Below are 17,979 nucleotides of genomic sequence, written 5' to 3' on the forward strand. Positions count from 1 at the left end.
TGTCCGCGGCTTTATTCGCTCGCGTCGCCCCGGCAGCGCGCCCGATAGGGCTCCTCCGACGGCCGGCGCAGGAAAGGCGCTGCGGCCTCGGGCGTACCGACGGCGCTTGCCGCGCTGGCGAACGCTTGCTTTTTTCTTGATGAAGTGGTACTATTTCATTCAACGTTAGGCGTTTGCTTTTCGTCTAACCGGCAAAGCGCATAAGAATACGATCTTAGCGGCTTTCCTTCGGGGCTGGGTGAAATTCCCAACCGGCGGTGATCGGGGAAGCGCGGCACCGGACATCCGGACCGCTTGCACTTTCTTCGTCAGTCCGTGACCCGGACCGCCATTCCTTACCCGATATGCGGGACGGAGGCGGTACGGTGGACCTGGTGCGAATCCGGGACCGACAGTATAGTCTGGATGGGAGAAGGGGAACGCTTCGGTATTGCGTGCCATACTTAAGGTCTGTTTGCTCATGTTCTTTTTTTCACCTGCCTTTGCGAGCGGCCGGTTGATCGGTCGTAAAGGATATGGAGGCAGGAGCGATGTCCGGACAGAGCAGACCTTTGTTTGCGTATGCTTTCTTTCGAAGCTGATACGAACCGAAAAACCCCATCACCCCCGTCGGCGGTCGCCCGGGGGTGATTTTGTCGTTTTATGGACGTCATCAATGACGAATATTATATGTCTCTGGCGCTCGATCTCGCTTCGCGGGCTCAAGGGCAAACCGGCATCAACCCGGTTGTCGGCTGCGTCATCGTCAAGGACGGACGGATCGTCGGCATCGGCACGCATTTGAAGCGCGGAACCGCTCATGCGGAAGTGCATGCGCTTGCGATGGCGGGCGATGAAGCGCGGGGCGCGACCGTCTATGTGACGCTCGAGCCGTGCAGCCATTACGGCAAGACGCCGCCGTGCTGCGACGCGCTCATCGCGGCCGGCGCGGCGCGCGTCGTCGTCGCCTGCGAGGACCCGAACCCGCGCGTTGCCGGCCGGGGGATTGCCAAGCTGCGGGAAGCCGGCATCCCGGTAGAGACGGGAACGCTTGGCGAGCGGGCGAAGCGGCTGAACGAAGCGTTCAACAAATATATCACGACCGGCCTTCCGTTCGTCACCTGCAAGGTTGCGAGCACGCTGGACGGACGAATCGCCGCCCGCACCGGGGACAGCCGCTGGGTAAGCGGCCCCGAGGCGCGCGAAGCGGTCCACACGCTCCGTCACCGGCATGACGGCATTATGGTCGGCGTCGGCACCCTGCTGGCCGACAACCCGTCGCTGACGACCCGCTTGTCGGTGCCGGCGCTTCATCCGGTGCGCATCGTCGTCGATTCCGCGCTGCGGACGCCTCCTGATGCGCGGGTGCTGCAGCAGGAAGCCGAAGCGGGAAGAACCGTTATCCTGACGACGGAAGGCGCCGACGCGAGCCGCCGCGCAGCGCTGGAGCGCACCGGGGCCGAAATCGTGCCGTGCGGAGCCGGCCCCAAGGTCGACTTGGCGGAAGCGATGCGCCGGCTCGGCGAACGGGAAATCGGCTCGGTGCTGCTCGAAGGCGGCGGCATCCTGAACGGCGCCATGCTTGAAGCCGGACTGATCGATAAAGTCATATTGTTCATTGCGCCGAAAATTATCGGCGGGCCGGAATCGCCGTCGGCTTTCGCCTTTGCGGGCTTCGAAAAAATGAACGATGCGGTGCGGCTCGAGGAGATGACGGTCGAGAAGATCGGCGGCGATCTGTGTCTGACGGGTTATCCCCGCTACAGAGGACGGGAGGAGGAGAACGGATGTTTACCGGATTGATCGAAGAGATCGGCACGCTGTTGAGAGTCGGGCGGCACGGCGAGGCGATGACGCTGACGATCGGCGCCTCCCGCATATTGGAGGGCGCTGCTGTCGGGGACAGCATCGCGGTGAACGGCGTCTGTCTGACGGCAACCGCGATCGGCGGCTCGTCGTTCACCGTCGATGTGACGCCGCAGACGTACCGTCATACGAATCTCGGGCGACTGCGGCCGGGCGGCAGGGTCAATTTGGAAAGGGCGATGCGGGCGGACGGACGATTCGGCGGACATATCGTCCAGGGCCATGCCGACGGCACCGCGACGATCGTCTCCCGGGAGAACGAGGCGAATGCGGTCAATTACGGCATCCGCCCGACGGACGCCGGACTGATGCGGTACATTATACCGCAAGGTTCTGTCGCCGTGGACGGCATCAGTCTGACGGTGGCCCGGGTCGAAGGCGGAACCTTCTATGTGTCCATCATTCCCCATACGCTTGCGGAGACCGCGCTTCAGGACAAGGGGCCGGGCGATACGGTCAATATCGAAACGGACATTCTGGGCAAATATGTCGATCATTTGCTTCGTTTCGGCGGCGCCGGACGCGAAACCGAAGGCCGGGCCGACCGGACGGGCGGCGTGACCGCCGCCTTTTTGGCCGAGCACGGCTTCATGTAAAATTCGTTGCCGAAACGATAAGACCGGCCATTACGGATCAAAGCAGGAGGTTGAATCAGCATGCCAGACAAGGAAGAACATGAGCCGGACATCCGGTTCGATTCGATTGAAGAGGCCATTTACGATTTGATGCTCGGCAAGGCGGTGATCGTCGTCGACGACGAGGACCGGGAGAATGAGGGCGATCTTGTCGCGCTGGCGGAAAAAGCGACGCCGGAGATGATCAACTTCATGATCACCGAAGCGCGGGGGCTTGTCTGCGTACCGATCACCCAGGAGCGCGCCGAAGAGCTCGATCTTCAGCCGATGGTCGCGCACAATACCGATTATCACGGCACCGCTTTTACGGTTTCGGTCGACCATCTGTCGACGACGACCGGCATTTCGGCGCATGAGCGCTCGATGACGGTCCGTGCGCTGATCGACAGAAAGACCAGGGCGCACGATTTCCGCCGCCCCGGCCATATTTTTCCGCTGATCGCGAAGAATGGCGGCGTGCTGCGCAGGGCTGGGCATACCGAAGCGGCGATCGATCTGGCCCGCTTGTGCGGCGCCGAGCCGGCCGCCGTCATCTGCGAAATTATTAACGAGGACGGCACGATGGCCCGTCTCCGCGATCTGGTCGCATTCAAGCGGAAGCACGGGCTGAAGCTGATTACGATCCGCGATTTGATCCATTATCGCAATGAAAAGGAGAAGCTGGTCGAGCGCATCGTCGAAGTGAAGATGCCGACCGATTTCGGCACGTTCCGCGCCGTCGCCTATACGAATGAAGTCGACGGCAAGGAGCATGTGGCGCTTGTGAAAGGCCAAATCGACGGACGGACGCCGGTGCTCGTCCGCGTACACTCGGAATGTCTGACGGGCGACGTGTTCCATTCGCATCGCTGCGACTGCGGACCGCAGCTGGAGGCGGCGCTGCGCCAGATCGACGAAGCGGGCGTCGGCGTACTCCTCTATATGCGGCAGGAAGGCCGGGGGATCGGGCTGATCAATAAACTGAAAGCTTACAAACTGCAGGAGCAGGGATTCGACACGGTCGACGCGAATATTAAATTGGGCTTTGCTCCCGATTTGCGGGATTACGGCATCGGCGCGCAAATCTTGAAAGATCTCGGCGTGCGCAAAATGCGGCTTTTGACCAACAACCCGCGCAAGATCAAAGGGCTGGAAGGCTACGGGCTGGAAGTGGTCGAGCGGGTGCCGATTCAGATGAAGGAAAGCAAGGACAATGCCCGCTATTTGCGGACCAAACAGGCGAAGCTCGGACATTTGCTGCGGTTTGAAGACCAACAACAGGCGGAAGGATGAGAGAGGATATGGCAAAACATTATGAAGGCAAACTGGTATCCGAAGGACTGAAATACGGCATTGTCGTCGGCCGTTTCAACGAATTCATTACAAGCAAGCTGCTGAGCGGCGCGCTGGATGCGCTGAGCCGCCATGGCGCGGAAGAGAACGATATCGAGATCGCCTGGGTTCCCGGCGCCTTCGAAATTCCGCTTATCGCGCAGAAAATGGCCGAAAGCGGAAAGTACGACGCCGTCATTACGCTCGGCGCCGTCATCCGCGGGTCGACGCCGCACTTCGATTACGTATGCAACGAAGTGGCGAAAGGGGTGGCCGCGATTTCGCTGAAAACCGGCGTGCCGACGATATTCGGCGTGCTGACGACGGATTCGATCGAGCAGGCGATCGAGCGGGCCGGCACCAAAGCGGGCAATAAAGGATGGGAAGCGGCTTCCGCGGCAATTGAAATGGCCAACCTGACGAAGGCGCTGCAAGGCTAAAGCGGGGGCGGGAGGAAGACGCCATGGCGGTGCTGTACAAACTGGAATCGTTCGAAGGGCCGCTCGATCTGCTCCTTCATTTGATCGACAAGGCTGAAATCGATATCCATGACGTCTCCATCAGCGAAATCACCGATCAGTATCTGGAATATTTGAACGCGATGCAGGAGCTGGAGCTGGACGTGACGAGCGAGTTTCTCGTCATGGCCGCCACGCTGCTGTCGATCAAGAGCCATCAGCTTCTTCCCAAGCCGCCGGTTATTGAAGATTTCGCGGAATGGGAAGACGAAGAAGGTCCCGATCCGCGGGACGAATTGATCCGGAAACTGGTCGAATATCGCCGTTACAAGCAGATTGCGGAGCGATTGAGAGAGATGGAGCTGGAACGCAGTCGCGTTTATACCCGGGAGCCCGAAGATTTGACCCCTTACATGCGGGTCGTTCCCGTCAACCCGGTGGAGGGGCTGCACGTATCGGACCTGGCGAAGGCGTTTCAGAAGGCGCTCCGCAAGGCGGCGCGCCGCCAGCTGGTCACCACCGTTCACCGGGACGAAATATCGGTCAAAGACCGCATTCGCGATATCGTGGAAGTGCTGCGGCAGCATGAAACGGTCCGCTTCTCCCGGCTCATCCGCCGGCATATGGATCGCCAGGAGATCGTCGTCACGTTTCTTGCGCTGCTGGAGCTGATGAAAATGAAGCATATCCGCTGCTTCCAGCACGGGCTGTTCGATGATATCGTCATTCATTGGAGAGGGGAAGCTACGGAAAGTGGATTATCCGAAATTGAAGTCGATTATTGAAGGATTGCTGTTTATGGCCGGCGACGAAGGCCTGAATCCGAAGCAGCTTGCCGATATTTTGGAGCTGGACGCCGGCCTTGCCGCCGAGCTGGTCCGCGAGCTCAAGGAAGATCTGGACCGGGAAGGCAGAGGCGTCCAGGTTGCTGAAGTCGCCGGGGCGTTCCGGCTGACGACGCATCCCGAGCATGCGCCTTATTTCGAACGGATGGCCTATACGCCGACCCGGTCGGCGTTGTCGCAGGCCGCCCTGGAGACGCTCTCGATCGTCGCCTACCGCCAGCCGATCACCCGCGTCGAAATCGAGGAAATACGGGGGGTCAAATCCGATCGGGCGATTCAGTCGCTCATTTCGAAAGATTTGATCGAGGAGACCGGGAGGGCGGAGCAGATCGGGCGCCCGATCCTGTATGGAACGACCAAGGCATTCCTCGACTATTTCGGCTTGCCGGGACTGGATGCGCTTCCGGAGCCCGAATCGGTCGATCCCGAGGAGCTGCTGAACGAGCAGACGCAAATGCTGTTCGAGAAGCTGGACGGCCGACAGATGACGATCGACGAAGTGGAAGCGCTCCAAGAGCGGCTTGGCGCGCAGCATGAAGAATGAGATTTGACCGCCGGGTCATACTATAACCATCCAACAACAGGGAAGCGGGGGAAAGACATCCATGCTCGGATACCCCTACGGATGGCTCGCGGCGGCAGGTCTCTTTTTTTTATGCGCGATTGTCGTATTATTGTCGCCTGTCGTCATCAGCGGGCGGTTCATCCGGATACAGGAAAACGATGATTTGGAGCTGCGGGTGAAAGCTCTGTTCGGCCTTATTCGAATGCAGTGGAAATTGCCCGACATCAGGCTCGGCAGCAGTGAGATCGAATACGAGCGGATTCGGAAAAGCGAACGGCTGGCGTCCAGCCAGGTTCGGGACGCCAGGATGGAGCTGGACCGGCAAAAAGTAAAGAAGTCGATCGAGCGGTATCAGCTGATGCTTCGGCAAATTCATAATCTGACCGGATGGACGCTGCGGCTGCTCTCCAAAGTTCGTCTTGTGGAATGGAAATGGCATACGGCGGTAGGCACGGGGGACGCCATGTGGACGGCGCTGGCAACCGGCTCGATCTGGACGATCCAATCCAGCGTTATCGGCTTTCTGTCGCACATCGTCCGTCTGCAAACGAAGCCCAGCATGGAAGTGCAGCCGGATTACAGCCGGGCTCATTTTTCCACGCAATGGTCCTGTATAGCCAAAATCAGCTTCGGATATGCTATTCTTGCCGGTCTTCAGCTGGTGTTTCGTTTGAAAAATGTGAAGGGAGGCGTTATCGTATGGCAGAACATCCGATCCAAGGCCTGATGCAAACCGCTATGGAGAATATTAAAGAGATGGTGGATGTCAATACGATTGTCGGCGACCCCGTCCAGACGCCAGACGGCAGTGTTATTATGCCCATTTCCAAAGTAGGCTTCGGTTTCGTCGCAGGCGGCAGCGACATTCGCTTCGACGACCGAAACGACGGAACGGCATCTGCCGGCGTTTCGAACGGGACCGGTCACCACAATGCGAGCGTGGCGCTTCCGTTCGGCGGCGGCAGCGGCGGCGGCGTTTCGATTACGCCGATCGCATTCCTCGTCGTCGGAGCGAACGGGACCGGGGTGCGCGTGGTGCCGCTCGACAATCAAACCCATCTGATGGAACGCGTCATCGACGCGGCGCCGCAAGTGTTCGAGAAAATTCAGCGGATGATTCGCAATCGCGAAACGGAAACCGACGTTCTGGAAAGCGCGACGATCGTCGATTAACGGCGGGCGACTGCGGCAAGGGCGATTGGCGCAAGGTCAACCAGCTATTGGTTGGCCGTTTTTGCGTAATCATAACGGTACAGGCCAGGGCATATATTGGTACAAGTCTGCTTGGCAGGGTTGTCCGCCCGATGCCGCTTGAATCTTGATGGAGGGAAATACGGATGATCAAACGCAATTGGATGCGCAGCATCGCGGCCATCGCGGCGGCCGCCGCTTTGGCGGCCGGAACGCCGTCTCCCGCTGCGTCCGCTCCGGAACCGATCTATACGCATGCGAAGGCGGCGGCGCTGATCGACGTGGAATCCGGCCGTATCCTGTACAGCCAGCACGGGGACGAGCCGATGCGCATCGCCAGCCTGACGAAAATTATGACGGCGATCGTCGCGATCGAACACGGCAAGCTTGACAGCGTGGCGACGGTAAGCCGGCGGGCGGCCGGCAAAGAGGGATCGTCCATCTACTTGAAAGTCGGCGAAAAAATGACGCTCCATCATCTGCTCTACGGATTGATGCTCAGATCGGGCAACGATGCCGCGACCGCAATCGCCGAGCATGTGGGCGGGTCCGAGGAAGGCTTCGTCTATCTCATGAACGAGACGGCCGAACGTCTAGGACTGGCGAACAGCCGGTTCCGGAACCCGCACGGCCTTGATGAGGAAGGCCATTATTCGTCGGCCAACGATCTGGCCAGGCTGACCGCGTATGCGCTCAAAAACCCGGTCTTCTCGGAAATTGTCGGCACGAAGCGCAAGACGGCGCCGAACCCGTACGATCCTTGGGACTATGTCTGGACGAACAAAAACAAAATGCTGGCGATGTACGAAGGAGCCGACGGGGTGAAAACGGGATATACGAAAAAAGCGCTTCGCTGTCTCGTCAGTTCGGCCACGCGCAACGGTCAAAGGCTGGCGGCCGTCACACTCAATGACGGGAACGACTGGGAGGATCACCGGAAGCTGCTCGACTGGGGCTTCGCCCATTATCCGCTGCAAACGGTGGTCAAACAGGGAGAGCGGATTGCCGGATTTGCCGTCGTTCCGGGGCGGACGTTCCGCTATCCGCTTGCGGAAGGGGAACGGGAGCTGTTGCGCAGCAAGCTGACGCTGGCCGATCCGAACGGCGTAAGGTTCGCCTTGGGCGAACGGGGAACGCTGGAATGGTATTTGGGCGATGTCCGCATCGGTTCGGTGCCGGTATACGATCCGGGCAGCGTGCGCCTTCGGTCGGGGCGAACGCACCAAGCGACCGCCGCCGCAGGTGCGGGAGAAGCGCCGGCTTGGAGCGATGCGGTAAAGGCAGTCGCCGTTCAACTGTTCCGACATTAGCGGCCGAAAGGAGCGGATTGTCATCATGGTCAACTGGATTTGGCTGTTCTTGATCGTCGCAAGCTTCGTCGTCGCCGCCGCGAACGGCCGGATGGAAGCGGTGACCGCCGCGGCTTTCGACGGAGCGAAGACCGGCGTGACGGTCAGCTTCGGGCTGATCAGCGTTTTGGTATTCTGGCTCGGCCTGATGCGCATCGCCGAGGATGCCGGCTTGCTCCGCAAGCTGGCGAAGCTGCTCGGCCCGGCGGTCAGGCTGCTCTTTCCCGATGTGCCGAAAGACCATCCCGCAATCGGCTACATTATGAGCAATATGAGCGCAAACATTTTCGGACTCGGCAATGCCGCGACGCCGATGGGCATCAAGGCGATGCAGGAATTGCAAAAGTTGAATCCCGACAAGGAAACGGCCACGCCGGCCATGTGCACGCTGCTCGCGCTCAATACGTCCAGCATTACGCTGGTGCCGACGACGCTCATCGCCATCCGGATGAATTACGGATCGGCCAATGCGGCAGATATCGTCGGCACAACGCTGGCGGCCACGATCGTCGCCACGGCGGCCGCAATCGCGGCGGACCGCTGGTATCGAAGGCGGTCGGCCGGCCCCCCGCAGCGGAACGCCGGCGCGAACCGGGCCGCTCAGCCGCCTGACGCCGGCAGCCGCGCCGGCTAGCGGCCCGGACCTGGGCTTTCGCTTCCGGCGGCTCGGATCGCATGCGAAAGCGGGAAGGATTGTGCGAAAGGAGAGCCGGATATGTATGAGGCTGTATCGCTGCTGTCCGTCTGGTTAATTCCCGCCATCATCGTTTTTATTCCGCTTTATGGAGCTTTTCGGAAAGTTCCGGTATATGAAACGTTTACCGAGGGAGCAAAGGACGGCTTCGGAACCGCTATCGGCATCATCCCCCATCTGGTCGGCATGATGGTGGCCATCAGCATGTTTCGCGCTTCCGGCGCGATGGACGCGATCGTCGATGCGCTGCGGCCGCTGCTTGGCTGGATCGGGATTCCCGGCGAGGTGCTGCCGCTCGGCCTGCTGCGGCCGCTGACCGGCGCCGGCTCGCTTGCCTTCACGACCGACCTGATTCAAACCTACGGCGCCGATTCCATGATTGGAAGAATCGCTTCCACGATTCAGGGCAGCACGGATACGACGCTCTATGTATTGACCGTATACTTCGGGGCAATCGGCATCCGGCGCACCCGGTACGCGTTGAAGGTCGGGCTGTTTTCCGACGCAGTCGGCTTTCTGGCCGCCGTCTTCATCTGTCTGCTCGTATTCGGTTAGGCCCGATCGTCCGTCCGACGGACGGCACTAAGGGTTGCCCTCTCAGCGTTCCGCTGAAAGAGGCAGCCCTTTTTGTGCTGCGGGAGCGGCCGGAGAGCGGCAAGCTTGTGCTTTCGCTTGCGAATCGGTATGATGGAGGATGAGGTGAAACGATTGGAACGACTTCAGAAAATATTGGCCCAGGCCGGTGTGGCCTCCCGGCGCAAATGCGAGGAATTGATTGTGGCCGGCCAGGTGGAAGTAAACGGCGAAAAAGTGACGGAGCTCGGCGCGAAAGCCGACCCGGCGACGGACGTCATTACGGTGAACGGAAAACCGATTCGCGCGGAAAAGAAACTGTATCTGATGCTGAACAAGCCGAAAGGCGTCATTACGAGCGCCAACGATCCGCAAGGCCGCAAGGTCGTCACGGACTTTTTGCACGGAATCCAGGAGCGGGTCTATCCGGTGGGGCGGCTCGATTACGATACGGAAGGGCTGCTGCTGCTGACGAATGACGGCGAATTAGCGAACCTGCTGACCCATCCGCGCCATCATGTACCGCGCACGTATCTGGCGACCGTCAAAGGGATTCCCCACGGCACATCGCTCGAAAAGCTGCAGAAGGGCATCGAGCTCGAAGACGGCGTGACGGCGCCGGCCGAAGTGGAATATTACGACGTCGATACGGAGAAAAATGAGGCGACCATTACGATTACGATTACCGAAGGGCGGAACCGGCAAGTCAGGCGGATGTTCGAGGCGATCCGTCATCCGGTCCGGAAGCTGAAGCGGATCAAGTTCGGAGACTTGACGCTGCAGTCGCTGCCGAGAGGCAAATACCGCCATTTGACGCAGCAGGAAGTTCAGGACTTGCGGAATTTGGCCGCTCAGACACATAAAGTTCATAAATAGGCGGCTGCGGCATCCGGCCACGCCGCCCGAATTTCGTTATAATAGTAGTATTGCATTCCGTGCGACCGCGTGTTTCGAAGGTGGTGAAGGTGAAGTGGGGAAAGCCCGCAGACCGGTTCAAATCGTAATTTTGCTCGGCGTCTTGCTGCTCGGAGGCTATGCGATCGGCGAGGCGTTGTTTGCTTCGGACGATAAAATATTGAAAGCGGGGGAAAGGCCGCCCGATTTCAAACTTCTCGATTTAAACGGCGAAGCGAAGGAGCTTCAGGACTTTCAGAAGGACGGCAAAGCGCTGGTCATTAATTTTTGGGGCACCTTCTGTCCGCCTTGCGTGAAAGAAATGCCGGAATTTCAACGCCAGTACGAAAAATGGAAAGATTCGCTCGAGATCGTGGCGATCAATTTGAGCGAGGACGATTTGACGGTTCGTAACTTTGTCAGCCGATTCAAGCTCGACTTCCCGGTTCTTCGCGACAGCAATCGAATGGTCGAACGAAGATACGGGCTCCGGCAGTATCCGACGACGTTTTTCGTCAAACCTGACGGCAGAATTATGGAGATTTTTGTCGGGGGGATGACGGAAAAGGACATCGATAAGCGGATCGAGCGGCTGCTTGCGTCCTGAACGAAGGAGGATATCTGTTTTGTTTCAAAATACCAAATGTGAGTGCGGTCATCAAAACCCGGCGGCCACCGTACTGTGCGAATCGTGCGGAAAGCCGCTTGCGGAGGAGGCGGCCGGGAGCGACGCGCCGCTCGAGATGAGGTACGACGGCATGGCCCGCCGGTCGCAGAAGGCGAATCCGAACTTTATCGACCGCATTTGGAACTTTTTTTCCTCGGTCAAGGTTGCCGTCTGGATGATTGTCCTTACGCTTGTCGGCGCGATGCTCGGCACGATCTATCCGCAGGAAAACTCGTTCATCAACATCGATCCGTCCGTCTATTACGAGCAAACCTACGGATTGCCGGGCAAAATCTATTATATGCTCGGCCTTTCCCGTACTTACGAGTCCTGGTGGTTTATCGGTCTGCTCGTGGCGATCGGCACATCGCTCGTCATTTGCAGTCTCGACCGCGTGCTGCCGCTTTACAGGGCGCTCAGCAAGCAGCAGGTCCGGAAGCATCTGCAATTTATACGCCGGCAAAAGACGGCGTTCGACACGACGATTGACGGCGATCCGGAAAAATGGGTTGCCGATTTCGGCGCTCACCTGAAACGCAAGCGCTATCGGGTCGTAACGGACGGGACGGCGCTGCTTGCCGAGAAAAACCGTTTCAGCCGTTGGGGGCCGTACGTCAACCATATCGGTCTCATCGTGTTTTTGCTTGCGGTGCTGGCCCGAAGCATTCCCGGCTGGCAGATGGATACGTACGTGACGATACCGGAAGGGCAAACGGTTCAAATCGAAGGCACGAATTATTATGTGAAAAACGAGAAGTTTACCGTCGAATATTATCGTGACGAGGAACTTCCGGAAAAGCTGAAAGGCTCGCTGCGGGCCAAGCTGTACGAAACGAAAGCCGTGCTCTATGTTTGCACGGAAGGATGCGGCGATCCGACGCGGGAGCCGGTTCTGAAGGAAGTGAAGCGCCACGATATTATCGTGAACGACCCGCTTGAGTACGAAGGTCTGAAGCTGTACCAGTTCAATTACGACGACAGGCCGAGGCTGCAAGCCGTCCGGCCGGTGCTGGTGGACAAGCGGTCCGGCGAAACGTACGGACCATTCGACCTGCCGATGACCGATCCGGAGTTGAAATACGAGCTCGGGCCGTATACGCTGGAACTGAAAGCCAAATATATGGAATTCGCATTGGACAAAAACGGCGAACCGACGACGCTGTCGAGGGAACCGAACGCTCCGGCCTTCATCTTTATGATCAAAGGTCCCGGACTGCCGGAAGGCGGAGAACCGTATATGTATTTCCCCCTGCAGAAGGACAAGGTTGCGTTCGGCCAGGACAAGATCAACCGGGAAATGGCCGAACGTTTTGAAATCAAAGTCCGGAGCATGGAAGATGTTACGTTTTCCCAGTATACGACGCAACTGAATGTCCGGGTGGACAAGGCGATGCCCTATGTCTGGGTAGGCGCCGCCATCTCGATGATCGGGTTGTTGATGGGTTCCTACTGGCATCATCGGAGAATATGGCTGCGCATCGACGACGGCAGGCTGTCGCTCGGCGCCCATACGAACAAAAACTGGTACGGTATGCGCGCGGACGTCGCTTGGGCGCTCGGGAAAATGGGCATACAGGTAGAGCCGAAGTCGCTCGATAACGGGGGGAACAAAGCATGAATTGGGTGGAATTCAGCAGCGATGCTTTTATCGTCGCCTTCTTTCTATATTGTTTCGCGTTCTTGTTTTATGTCGTGGCCATCGCAGGGAAGAAATGGAGCAACCGCGATCCGGAGCGCCATCTGAAACGATGGGGCCGGATCGCCTTTACGGTGTCGACGCTGGGGCTTGCCGCCCACCTTCTGTTTTTCTTCAGCAGATGGTACGGCTCCGGACAGATTCCGACGAGCAACATGTATGAATTTATGACGTTTCTCGGCATGGCGATTATGCTGGCCTTTACCGTCATTTACGCGATTTACCGCAATCCGCTGCTCGGCATGTTTACGCTGCCGCTGACTATCATTATCGTTGCCTATGCGTCGGTATTCCCGCAAGAGGTGCAGCCGCTCATCCCGGCGCTCAATTCGATATGGCTGAAGATTCACGTTACGACCGCCGCCCTCGGCGAAGCGTTTTTCGCGGTAGGCTTCGCGGCCGGTCTCATGTATCTGCTTAGGGTCACCGACTTCGACAGCGAAACGAAAAACGCCCGGCGGGCGCAGTGGTGGATTGAGTTTACGCTGTATGTGCTCGTCGTCGTGATCGCCTTTATCGTTACGGTTTTTGCGTTTCGCGGAATGGGATACCATGCCTCCTTTACCCAGCAGATCCCGACTGTCGACGAACGGGGCGCGGAGCAGACGATTACGGAAACGGTCGAGTATTCGCTGCCGCCGATTGTGAAACCCTACAACAGTGAAGCGGTGCTCGTGCAGCCGTTCCTCGGCATCGAGGAACCGATCGGCGAAGCGCCATATTGGATGAACGGCGTCAATGCCGGACGCAAGCTGAACACGGTGATCTGGTCGGTCATCAACGGCACGCTGCTGTACGGACTGCTCCGTCTTCTGTTCCGAAAGCCGCTCGGAGCGGTCATTCATCCGCTGATGGAAGGGATCGATCCCGACGATCTGGACGAAATCAGCTATCGCGCGATCGCGATCGGGTTTCCCGTCTTTACGCTCGGGGCTCTCATCTTCGCCATGATCTGGGCGAATATCGCGTGGTCCCGGTTCTGGGGCTGGGATCCGAAAGAAGTGTGGGCGCTTATCACCTGGCTGTTTTACAGCGCGTATCTCCATTTGCGCCTTTCCCGGGGATGGCACGGCTTGCGATCGTCGTGGCTTTCGGTTATCGGTTTTCTGATCGTGATGTTTACGCTGATCGGCGTCAATCTGATTATTGCCGGACTCCATTCCTATGCGGGTGTTTAGCGTGCCGGCCGCAAACGAAGACGATGACAGGGAGGAGTATGTACGATGTCCATGGCAGAACAGAATCAGCTCATTCTCGTCGTTGACGATGAGGAAAGGATTCGCCGTTTGCTGAAGATGTATCTGGAGAAAGAAGGGTACCGTATCGAGGAGGCGGAAGACGGGGAGACGGCGCTTCGCATGGCGACGGCCAGCGATTACGATCTCATCCTGCTCGACGTCATGCTGCCCGGAATCGACGGCATCGAAGTATGCTCCAGACTCCGGCAGGTAAAGGCGACGCCGGTCATCATGCTGACCGCAAAAGGCGAAGAGATGAACCGGGTTCAAGGCTTCGAGGTGGGGGCGGACGATTATGTCGTCAAGCCGTTCAGCCCGCGCGAAGTCATTTACCGCGTAAAGGCGGTGCTGCGCCGCTCCTCCGCGACCGCTTTCCTGACGAAGGACGCGGGTACAAGCAACAATATCGTGTTTCCTCACCTTGTCATCGAGCATGACGCCCACCGGGTGACGGCCGGCGGCCACGAGGTCAGTCTGACGCCCAAGGAGTACGAGCTGCTTCATTATTTGGCCATATCGCCGGACAAGGTGTTTTCGCGCGAGGAACTGCTCAGGGACGTGTGGAACTATGAGTTTTTCGGCGACTTGCGGACCGTCGACACGCATGTCAAGCGACTCCGCGAGAAGCTGAACAAAGTTTCGCCGGAAGCGGCCGCGATGATTACGACCGTATGGGGCGTCGGGTACAAGCTCGAGGTGCCGAAGTAACCGATGAAGCTGTGGAGAAGCGTCGTCGGCAAGCTGTGGATGACGATCATACTGCTCGTGGCGGTCGTGCTGGTCATTCTCGGCATGTTTCTGCTGCAGTATGTCGATATCGCGTTTACCCAATCCAATTCGCATGACATAAAAGTATTGTTCGTCATTACGGCGATTATCGGTTTTTTGCTGTCCACGTTTTTCGCGTTTTTCCTGTCGACCAAAATTACGCAGCCGCTGCTGCAGATGATCAAGGCGGCGGAACAGATCGCGCGCGGGGATTACCGCACGCGGGTGCACAGCCGCTCTACCGACGAAATCGGGCAGCTCGCGCATACGCTCAACCATATGGCCCGCGAGCTGGAGAAGCTGATCCAGGATTTGCACCATGAACGGGACCATCTGGCCAGCGTGCTGCGCAGTATGGCGGATGCCGTCGTCACGTTCGATGCCGACGGCCGGGTTATGCTTGCCAATCCGCCTGGCCAGCAGGTCATTCACGAATGGAACGGAACGGTATGGTCCGAAGAAATGGGGGAGAACGTCCCTCCGGGCGAGGTGCCGGTTCCGCTTCAGGAGCTGTTTCGCAAGGTCGTGCGCGAAGGGCGGGATATGAACGACAAGCTTCACATCCGCAACTCGGTCTGGTCGGTCGTCATGGCCCCGTTAACATCGGATCATACGGTGCGGGGAGCGGTGGCGGTCATGCGCAACGTAACGAAAGAGCATAAGTCGGAGAAGCTGCGCCGCGATTTTGTCGCCAACGTATCGCATGAGCTGAGAACGCCGCTCTCCATGCTGCAGGGTTACAGCGAAGCGCTCCTGGACGATATCGTGTCGTCGCCTGAGGAGCGGAAGGAGCTCGTTCAGGTCATTCACGACGAATCGCTGCGCATGGGGCGTCTCGTCAAAGATTTGCTCGATTTGGCGAAGATGGAAGAAGGGCGTCTGGAGCTGAACCTGCGGCCGGTTGAAACCGGAACCATTATCAAGCGGGTGCTGCGCAAATTCCAGGTGATCGCCAAGGAGCAGGACATCCGTCTTGTCAGCCGGCTGCCCGACGAACCGCTCGAGCTGAAAGCGGCCGACGAGGACCGGCTGGAGCAGGTGCTGACCAATCTGCTCGACAACGCGCTGCGCCATACGCCCCCGGGGGCCGAAATTGCGATTAGCGGCAGCCGCAAAACCGTCGACGGCGCGCCTTGCGTGCAAATTCAGGTAAAAGACCAGGGGCAAGGCATTCCCGCGGAGGACCTGCCTTATATTTTCGAACGGTTCTACAAGGCGGACAAAGCCCGCAAGCGGGCGGGCTCCGTAGGAACGGGACTCGGCCTTGCCATCGTCAGCAGCATTATCGAAGCGCATAAAGGCCGCATCGAGGCGGAAAGCGTCGTCGGACAAGGAACGACGTTTACGATCCTTCTTCCTGTCGAACTTCACCGCGGGTTATCCGGAAATGCGGCGGAATGAGCGCTTATTTGTAGAAAACGGAAGACTATTCTTGTTCATCGTGAAACAATAACGGCCTGTCCTTCCGGACAGGCCGTTTTGCTGCAAATATCGACAGCAGGCTCAAGGCAGCATAATTTCTTTCGCATTGTTAAGCTCCGGTAGCTCGGATATTTGCGCCAGCACGTCTTTGGGCACCGCTTTGTCCACGGTCAACACCATAATGGCGGCGCCGCCGACAAGCTTGCGGCCGACCTGCATCGTGGCGATGTTGACGTCGTTGTTGCCGAGAATGGTGCCGACGCGGCCGATAATGCCCGGCTTGTCGTTATGGGAGACGAGAATAAGATGGCCTTCCGGCGCGACATCGACCGTAAATTTGTCGATCTGCACGATGCGGGGGCCGTACCCGGTCAGCGTCGTTCCGGCGACGAGCCGCTCTTCGTTTTTCGTCCGCAGCGTAACGGTGACGAGATTGGTGAAGTCTTTCGCCGTATGGGATTTTTGCGTAACGATTTTGACGCCGCGCTCTTTGGCCAGATGCATCGAATTGACGATGTTGACCTGCTCCGATCCGAGATGATGCGACAGCACGCCGCGCACGATGTAGCGGGTTAGCGGCTGCGTGTCCACTTCGGCCAGATCGCCGGAATATCCGATGACGATTTCCTGGACGGGCCCTTCGGTCAACTGGGCGATAAAGCTGCCGAGCTTCTCGCCGACACTGAAGTAAGGCTGCAAAATATTCAGCACGTTCGCCGGAATCGGCGGCATGTTGACGGCATTGTTGAACGGCTCGTTCCGCAAAATATGAAGCACCTGCTCCGATACGTCGATCGCCACGTTCTCTTGCGCTTCTATCGTCGAGGCGCCGAGATGGGGCGTAACGATAATTTTCGGATGCTTCAAAAACGGATGGTCCGGAGCGGGCGGCTCCGATTCGAATACGTCGAAGGCGGCGCCGGCCACGATGCCCTGGTCGATCGCTTCCACGAGCGCCTGCTCGTCGATGATGCCGCCGCGCGCGCAGTTGATGATGCGCATTCCTTTTTTCATGATTTCAAATTGCGGGCGCGAAATCATGTGGCGCGTTTCCGGCGTAAGCGGCGTATGCACGGTTATAAAATCGGCGTTCCGGACGATATCTTCGACGCTGGACGGCTTAACGCCCAGTTTGTCGGCGCGCTCCTCGGTCAGGAAGGGATCGTAGGCAAGAATGTCCATGCCGAAAGCTTTCGCCCGCTTGGCCACCTCGCTGCCGATGCGGCCCATGCCGAGCACGCCCAGCACTTTGTTGCGAAGCTCGACGCCGAGAAACGATTTGCGGTCCCATTCGCCGCTGACCGTTTTCATATAGGCTTGCGGAATATGGCGGGCGAGCGCCATCATCATCGCGAAGGTGTGCTCGCATGTCGTAATCGTATTGCCGTCCGGCGCGTTAATGACGATAATGCCGCGCTCGGTGGCGGCGTTCAAATCGATATTGTCCACGCCGACACCGGCCCGGCCGACGACTTTGAGCCGTTTGCCGGCTTCCATGACGCGCGCCGTAACGCGAGTCTGGCTGCGTACGAGCAGCGCGTCATATTCGCCGATAATCGCGACCAGCTCGTCTTCGCTCAATCCCGTCTTCTTGTCCACGGTGACGTCGGGCGAATCGGCAAGCTGCTGGATACCGTGATCGCTGATCGGGTCCGAAACCAAAACTTTGTACATTTCCTAGTGTGCCTCCCATTCAAAATATACGGTAAACGAATATGCGCGCCCCGCAAGGCGCGCCTGCTATTCGATATCCCTTGACTCTGTCGATCATAGGGCCGTACACCCCGTTAACGTTTATTATTGTAAGCAAGATATCGGCCAAATGCAA

At 58.4% G+C, this 17,979-nt stretch carries 18 protein-coding genes and 1 riboswitch; of the genes, 17 read left to right on the forward strand and 1 reads right to left on the reverse strand.

Translation table 11 applies throughout. The annotated features are described in order from the left end of the window. Positions 1–220 precede the first annotated feature (220 nt). Positions 221–421: riboswitch (FMN riboswitch) on the forward strand. Positions 422–642: 221 nt separating this feature from the next. From ribD to ABEV74_RS02465, 17 genes are all read left to right on the forward strand, one after another. Next, entirely contained in the window at positions 643–1,782 is a 1,140-nt protein-coding gene (gene ribD / locus ABEV74_RS02385; protein WP_062492708.1) for a bifunctional diaminohydroxyphosphoribosylaminopyrimidine deaminase/5-amino-6-(5-phosphoribosylamino)uracil reductase RibD, read from the forward strand. Beyond that, a complete protein-coding gene (gene ribE, locus ABEV74_RS02390; RefSeq protein WP_062492709.1) occupies positions 1,767–2,441 on the forward strand; it encodes a riboflavin synthase in 675 nt (224 codons plus the stop codon). The genes ribD and ribE overlap by 16 nt, the downstream gene beginning before the upstream one ends. 60 nt (positions 2,442–2,501) lie before the next feature. Beyond that, positions 2,502–3,752, forward strand: a complete 1,251-nt coding sequence (locus tag ABEV74_RS02395; protein ID WP_430143190.1) for a bifunctional 3,4-dihydroxy-2-butanone-4-phosphate synthase/GTP cyclohydrolase II — start codon at positions 2,502–2,504, stop codon at positions 3,750–3,752. An 8-nt stretch (positions 3,753–3,760) separates the two neighbouring features. Then, positions 3,761–4,231: a 6,7-dimethyl-8-ribityllumazine synthase gene (gene ribH, locus ABEV74_RS02400; protein WP_062492711.1), complete on the forward strand. Its 471-nt coding sequence runs from the start codon at positions 3,761–3,763 to the stop codon at positions 4,229–4,231. Between the two features lie 23 nt (positions 4,232–4,254). Beyond that, complete coding sequence (locus tag ABEV74_RS02405) at positions 4,255–5,034, forward strand: segregation and condensation protein A (RefSeq protein WP_062492712.1); 780 nt, start codon at positions 4,255–4,257, stop codon at positions 5,032–5,034. Next, positions 5,003–5,638, forward strand: coding sequence for an SMC-Scp complex subunit ScpB (gene scpB / locus ABEV74_RS02410; RefSeq protein ID WP_430143192.1), 636 nt, complete (start codon positions 5,003–5,005; stop codon positions 5,636–5,638). The genes ABEV74_RS02405 and scpB overlap by 32 nt, the downstream gene beginning before the upstream one ends. Before the next feature lie 61 nt (positions 5,639–5,699). Beyond that, the gene (locus ABEV74_RS02415) at positions 5,700–6,386 is read left to right on the forward strand and encodes a DUF2953 domain-containing protein (RefSeq protein ID WP_430143194.1); all 687 of its coding nucleotides are present in this window, start codon (positions 5,700–5,702) and stop codon (positions 6,384–6,386) included. Next, complete coding sequence (gene ytfJ / locus ABEV74_RS02420) at positions 6,359–6,832, forward strand: GerW family sporulation protein (RefSeq protein ID WP_062492715.1); 474 nt, start codon at positions 6,359–6,361, stop codon at positions 6,830–6,832. The genes ABEV74_RS02415 and ytfJ overlap by 28 nt, the downstream gene beginning before the upstream one ends. 164 nt (positions 6,833–6,996) lie before the next feature. Then, positions 6,997–8,160 carry a D-alanyl-D-alanine carboxypeptidase family protein gene (locus ABEV74_RS02425; protein ID WP_430143196.1) on the forward strand — a complete coding sequence of 388 codons (1,164 nt, stop codon included), beginning with the start codon at positions 6,997–6,999 and terminating at the stop codon, positions 8,158–8,160. 25 nt (positions 8,161–8,185) lie between these two features. Then, a complete protein-coding gene (locus ABEV74_RS02430; RefSeq protein WP_430143198.1) occupies positions 8,186–8,833 on the forward strand; it encodes a nucleoside recognition domain-containing protein in 648 nt (215 codons plus the stop codon). A gap of 81 nt (positions 8,834–8,914) precedes the next feature. Then, complete coding sequence (locus ABEV74_RS02435) at positions 8,915–9,448, forward strand: spore maturation protein (protein WP_062492718.1); 534 nt, start codon at positions 8,915–8,917, stop codon at positions 9,446–9,448. Positions 9,449–9,601: 153 nt separating this feature from the next. After that, the gene (locus tag ABEV74_RS02440) at positions 9,602–10,342 is read left to right on the forward strand and encodes a pseudouridine synthase (protein WP_062492719.1); all 741 of its coding nucleotides are present in this window, start codon (positions 9,602–9,604) and stop codon (positions 10,340–10,342) included. Between the two features lie 94 nt (positions 10,343–10,436). Then, on the forward strand, positions 10,437–10,967 hold the full coding sequence (locus ABEV74_RS02445) for a redoxin domain-containing protein (protein WP_430143200.1): 531 nt from the start codon (positions 10,437–10,439) through the stop codon (positions 10,965–10,967). 19 nt (positions 10,968–10,986) lie between these two features. Continuing rightward, the gene (gene resB / locus ABEV74_RS02450; RefSeq protein ID WP_430143202.1) at positions 10,987–12,645 is read left to right on the forward strand and encodes a cytochrome c biogenesis protein ResB; all 1,659 of its coding nucleotides are present in this window, start codon (positions 10,987–10,989) and stop codon (positions 12,643–12,645) included. Continuing rightward, positions 12,642–13,901: a cytochrome c biogenesis protein CcsA gene (gene ccsA / locus ABEV74_RS02455; RefSeq protein WP_062492722.1), complete on the forward strand. Its 1,260-nt coding sequence runs from the start codon at positions 12,642–12,644 to the stop codon at positions 13,899–13,901. Before resB ends, ccsA begins: the two co-directional genes overlap by 4 nt. 51 nt (positions 13,902–13,952) lie before the next feature. Beyond that, positions 13,953–14,669, forward strand: a complete 717-nt coding sequence (locus tag ABEV74_RS02460; protein ID WP_062496777.1) for a response regulator transcription factor — start codon at positions 13,953–13,955, stop codon at positions 14,667–14,669. Between the two features lie 3 nt (positions 14,670–14,672). Then, the gene (locus ABEV74_RS02465; RefSeq protein WP_430143205.1) at positions 14,673–16,130 is read left to right on the forward strand and encodes a HAMP domain-containing sensor histidine kinase; all 1,458 of its coding nucleotides are present in this window, start codon (positions 14,673–14,675) and stop codon (positions 16,128–16,130) included. A gap of 102 nt (positions 16,131–16,232) precedes the next feature. Here the strand turns inward: ABEV74_RS02465 and serA are convergent, their stop codons facing one another. Further along, complete coding sequence (gene serA, locus ABEV74_RS02470; RefSeq protein WP_062492724.1) at positions 16,233–17,825, reverse strand: phosphoglycerate dehydrogenase; 1,593 nt, start codon at positions 17,823–17,825, stop codon at positions 16,233–16,235. Positions 17,826–17,979 lie beyond the last annotated feature (154 nt).

The organism is Paenibacillus cisolokensis (assembly GCF_050481165.1).
Classification (GTDB): Bacteria; Bacillota; Bacilli; order Paenibacillales; family Paenibacillaceae; genus Paenibacillus_AH; species Paenibacillus_AH cisolokensis.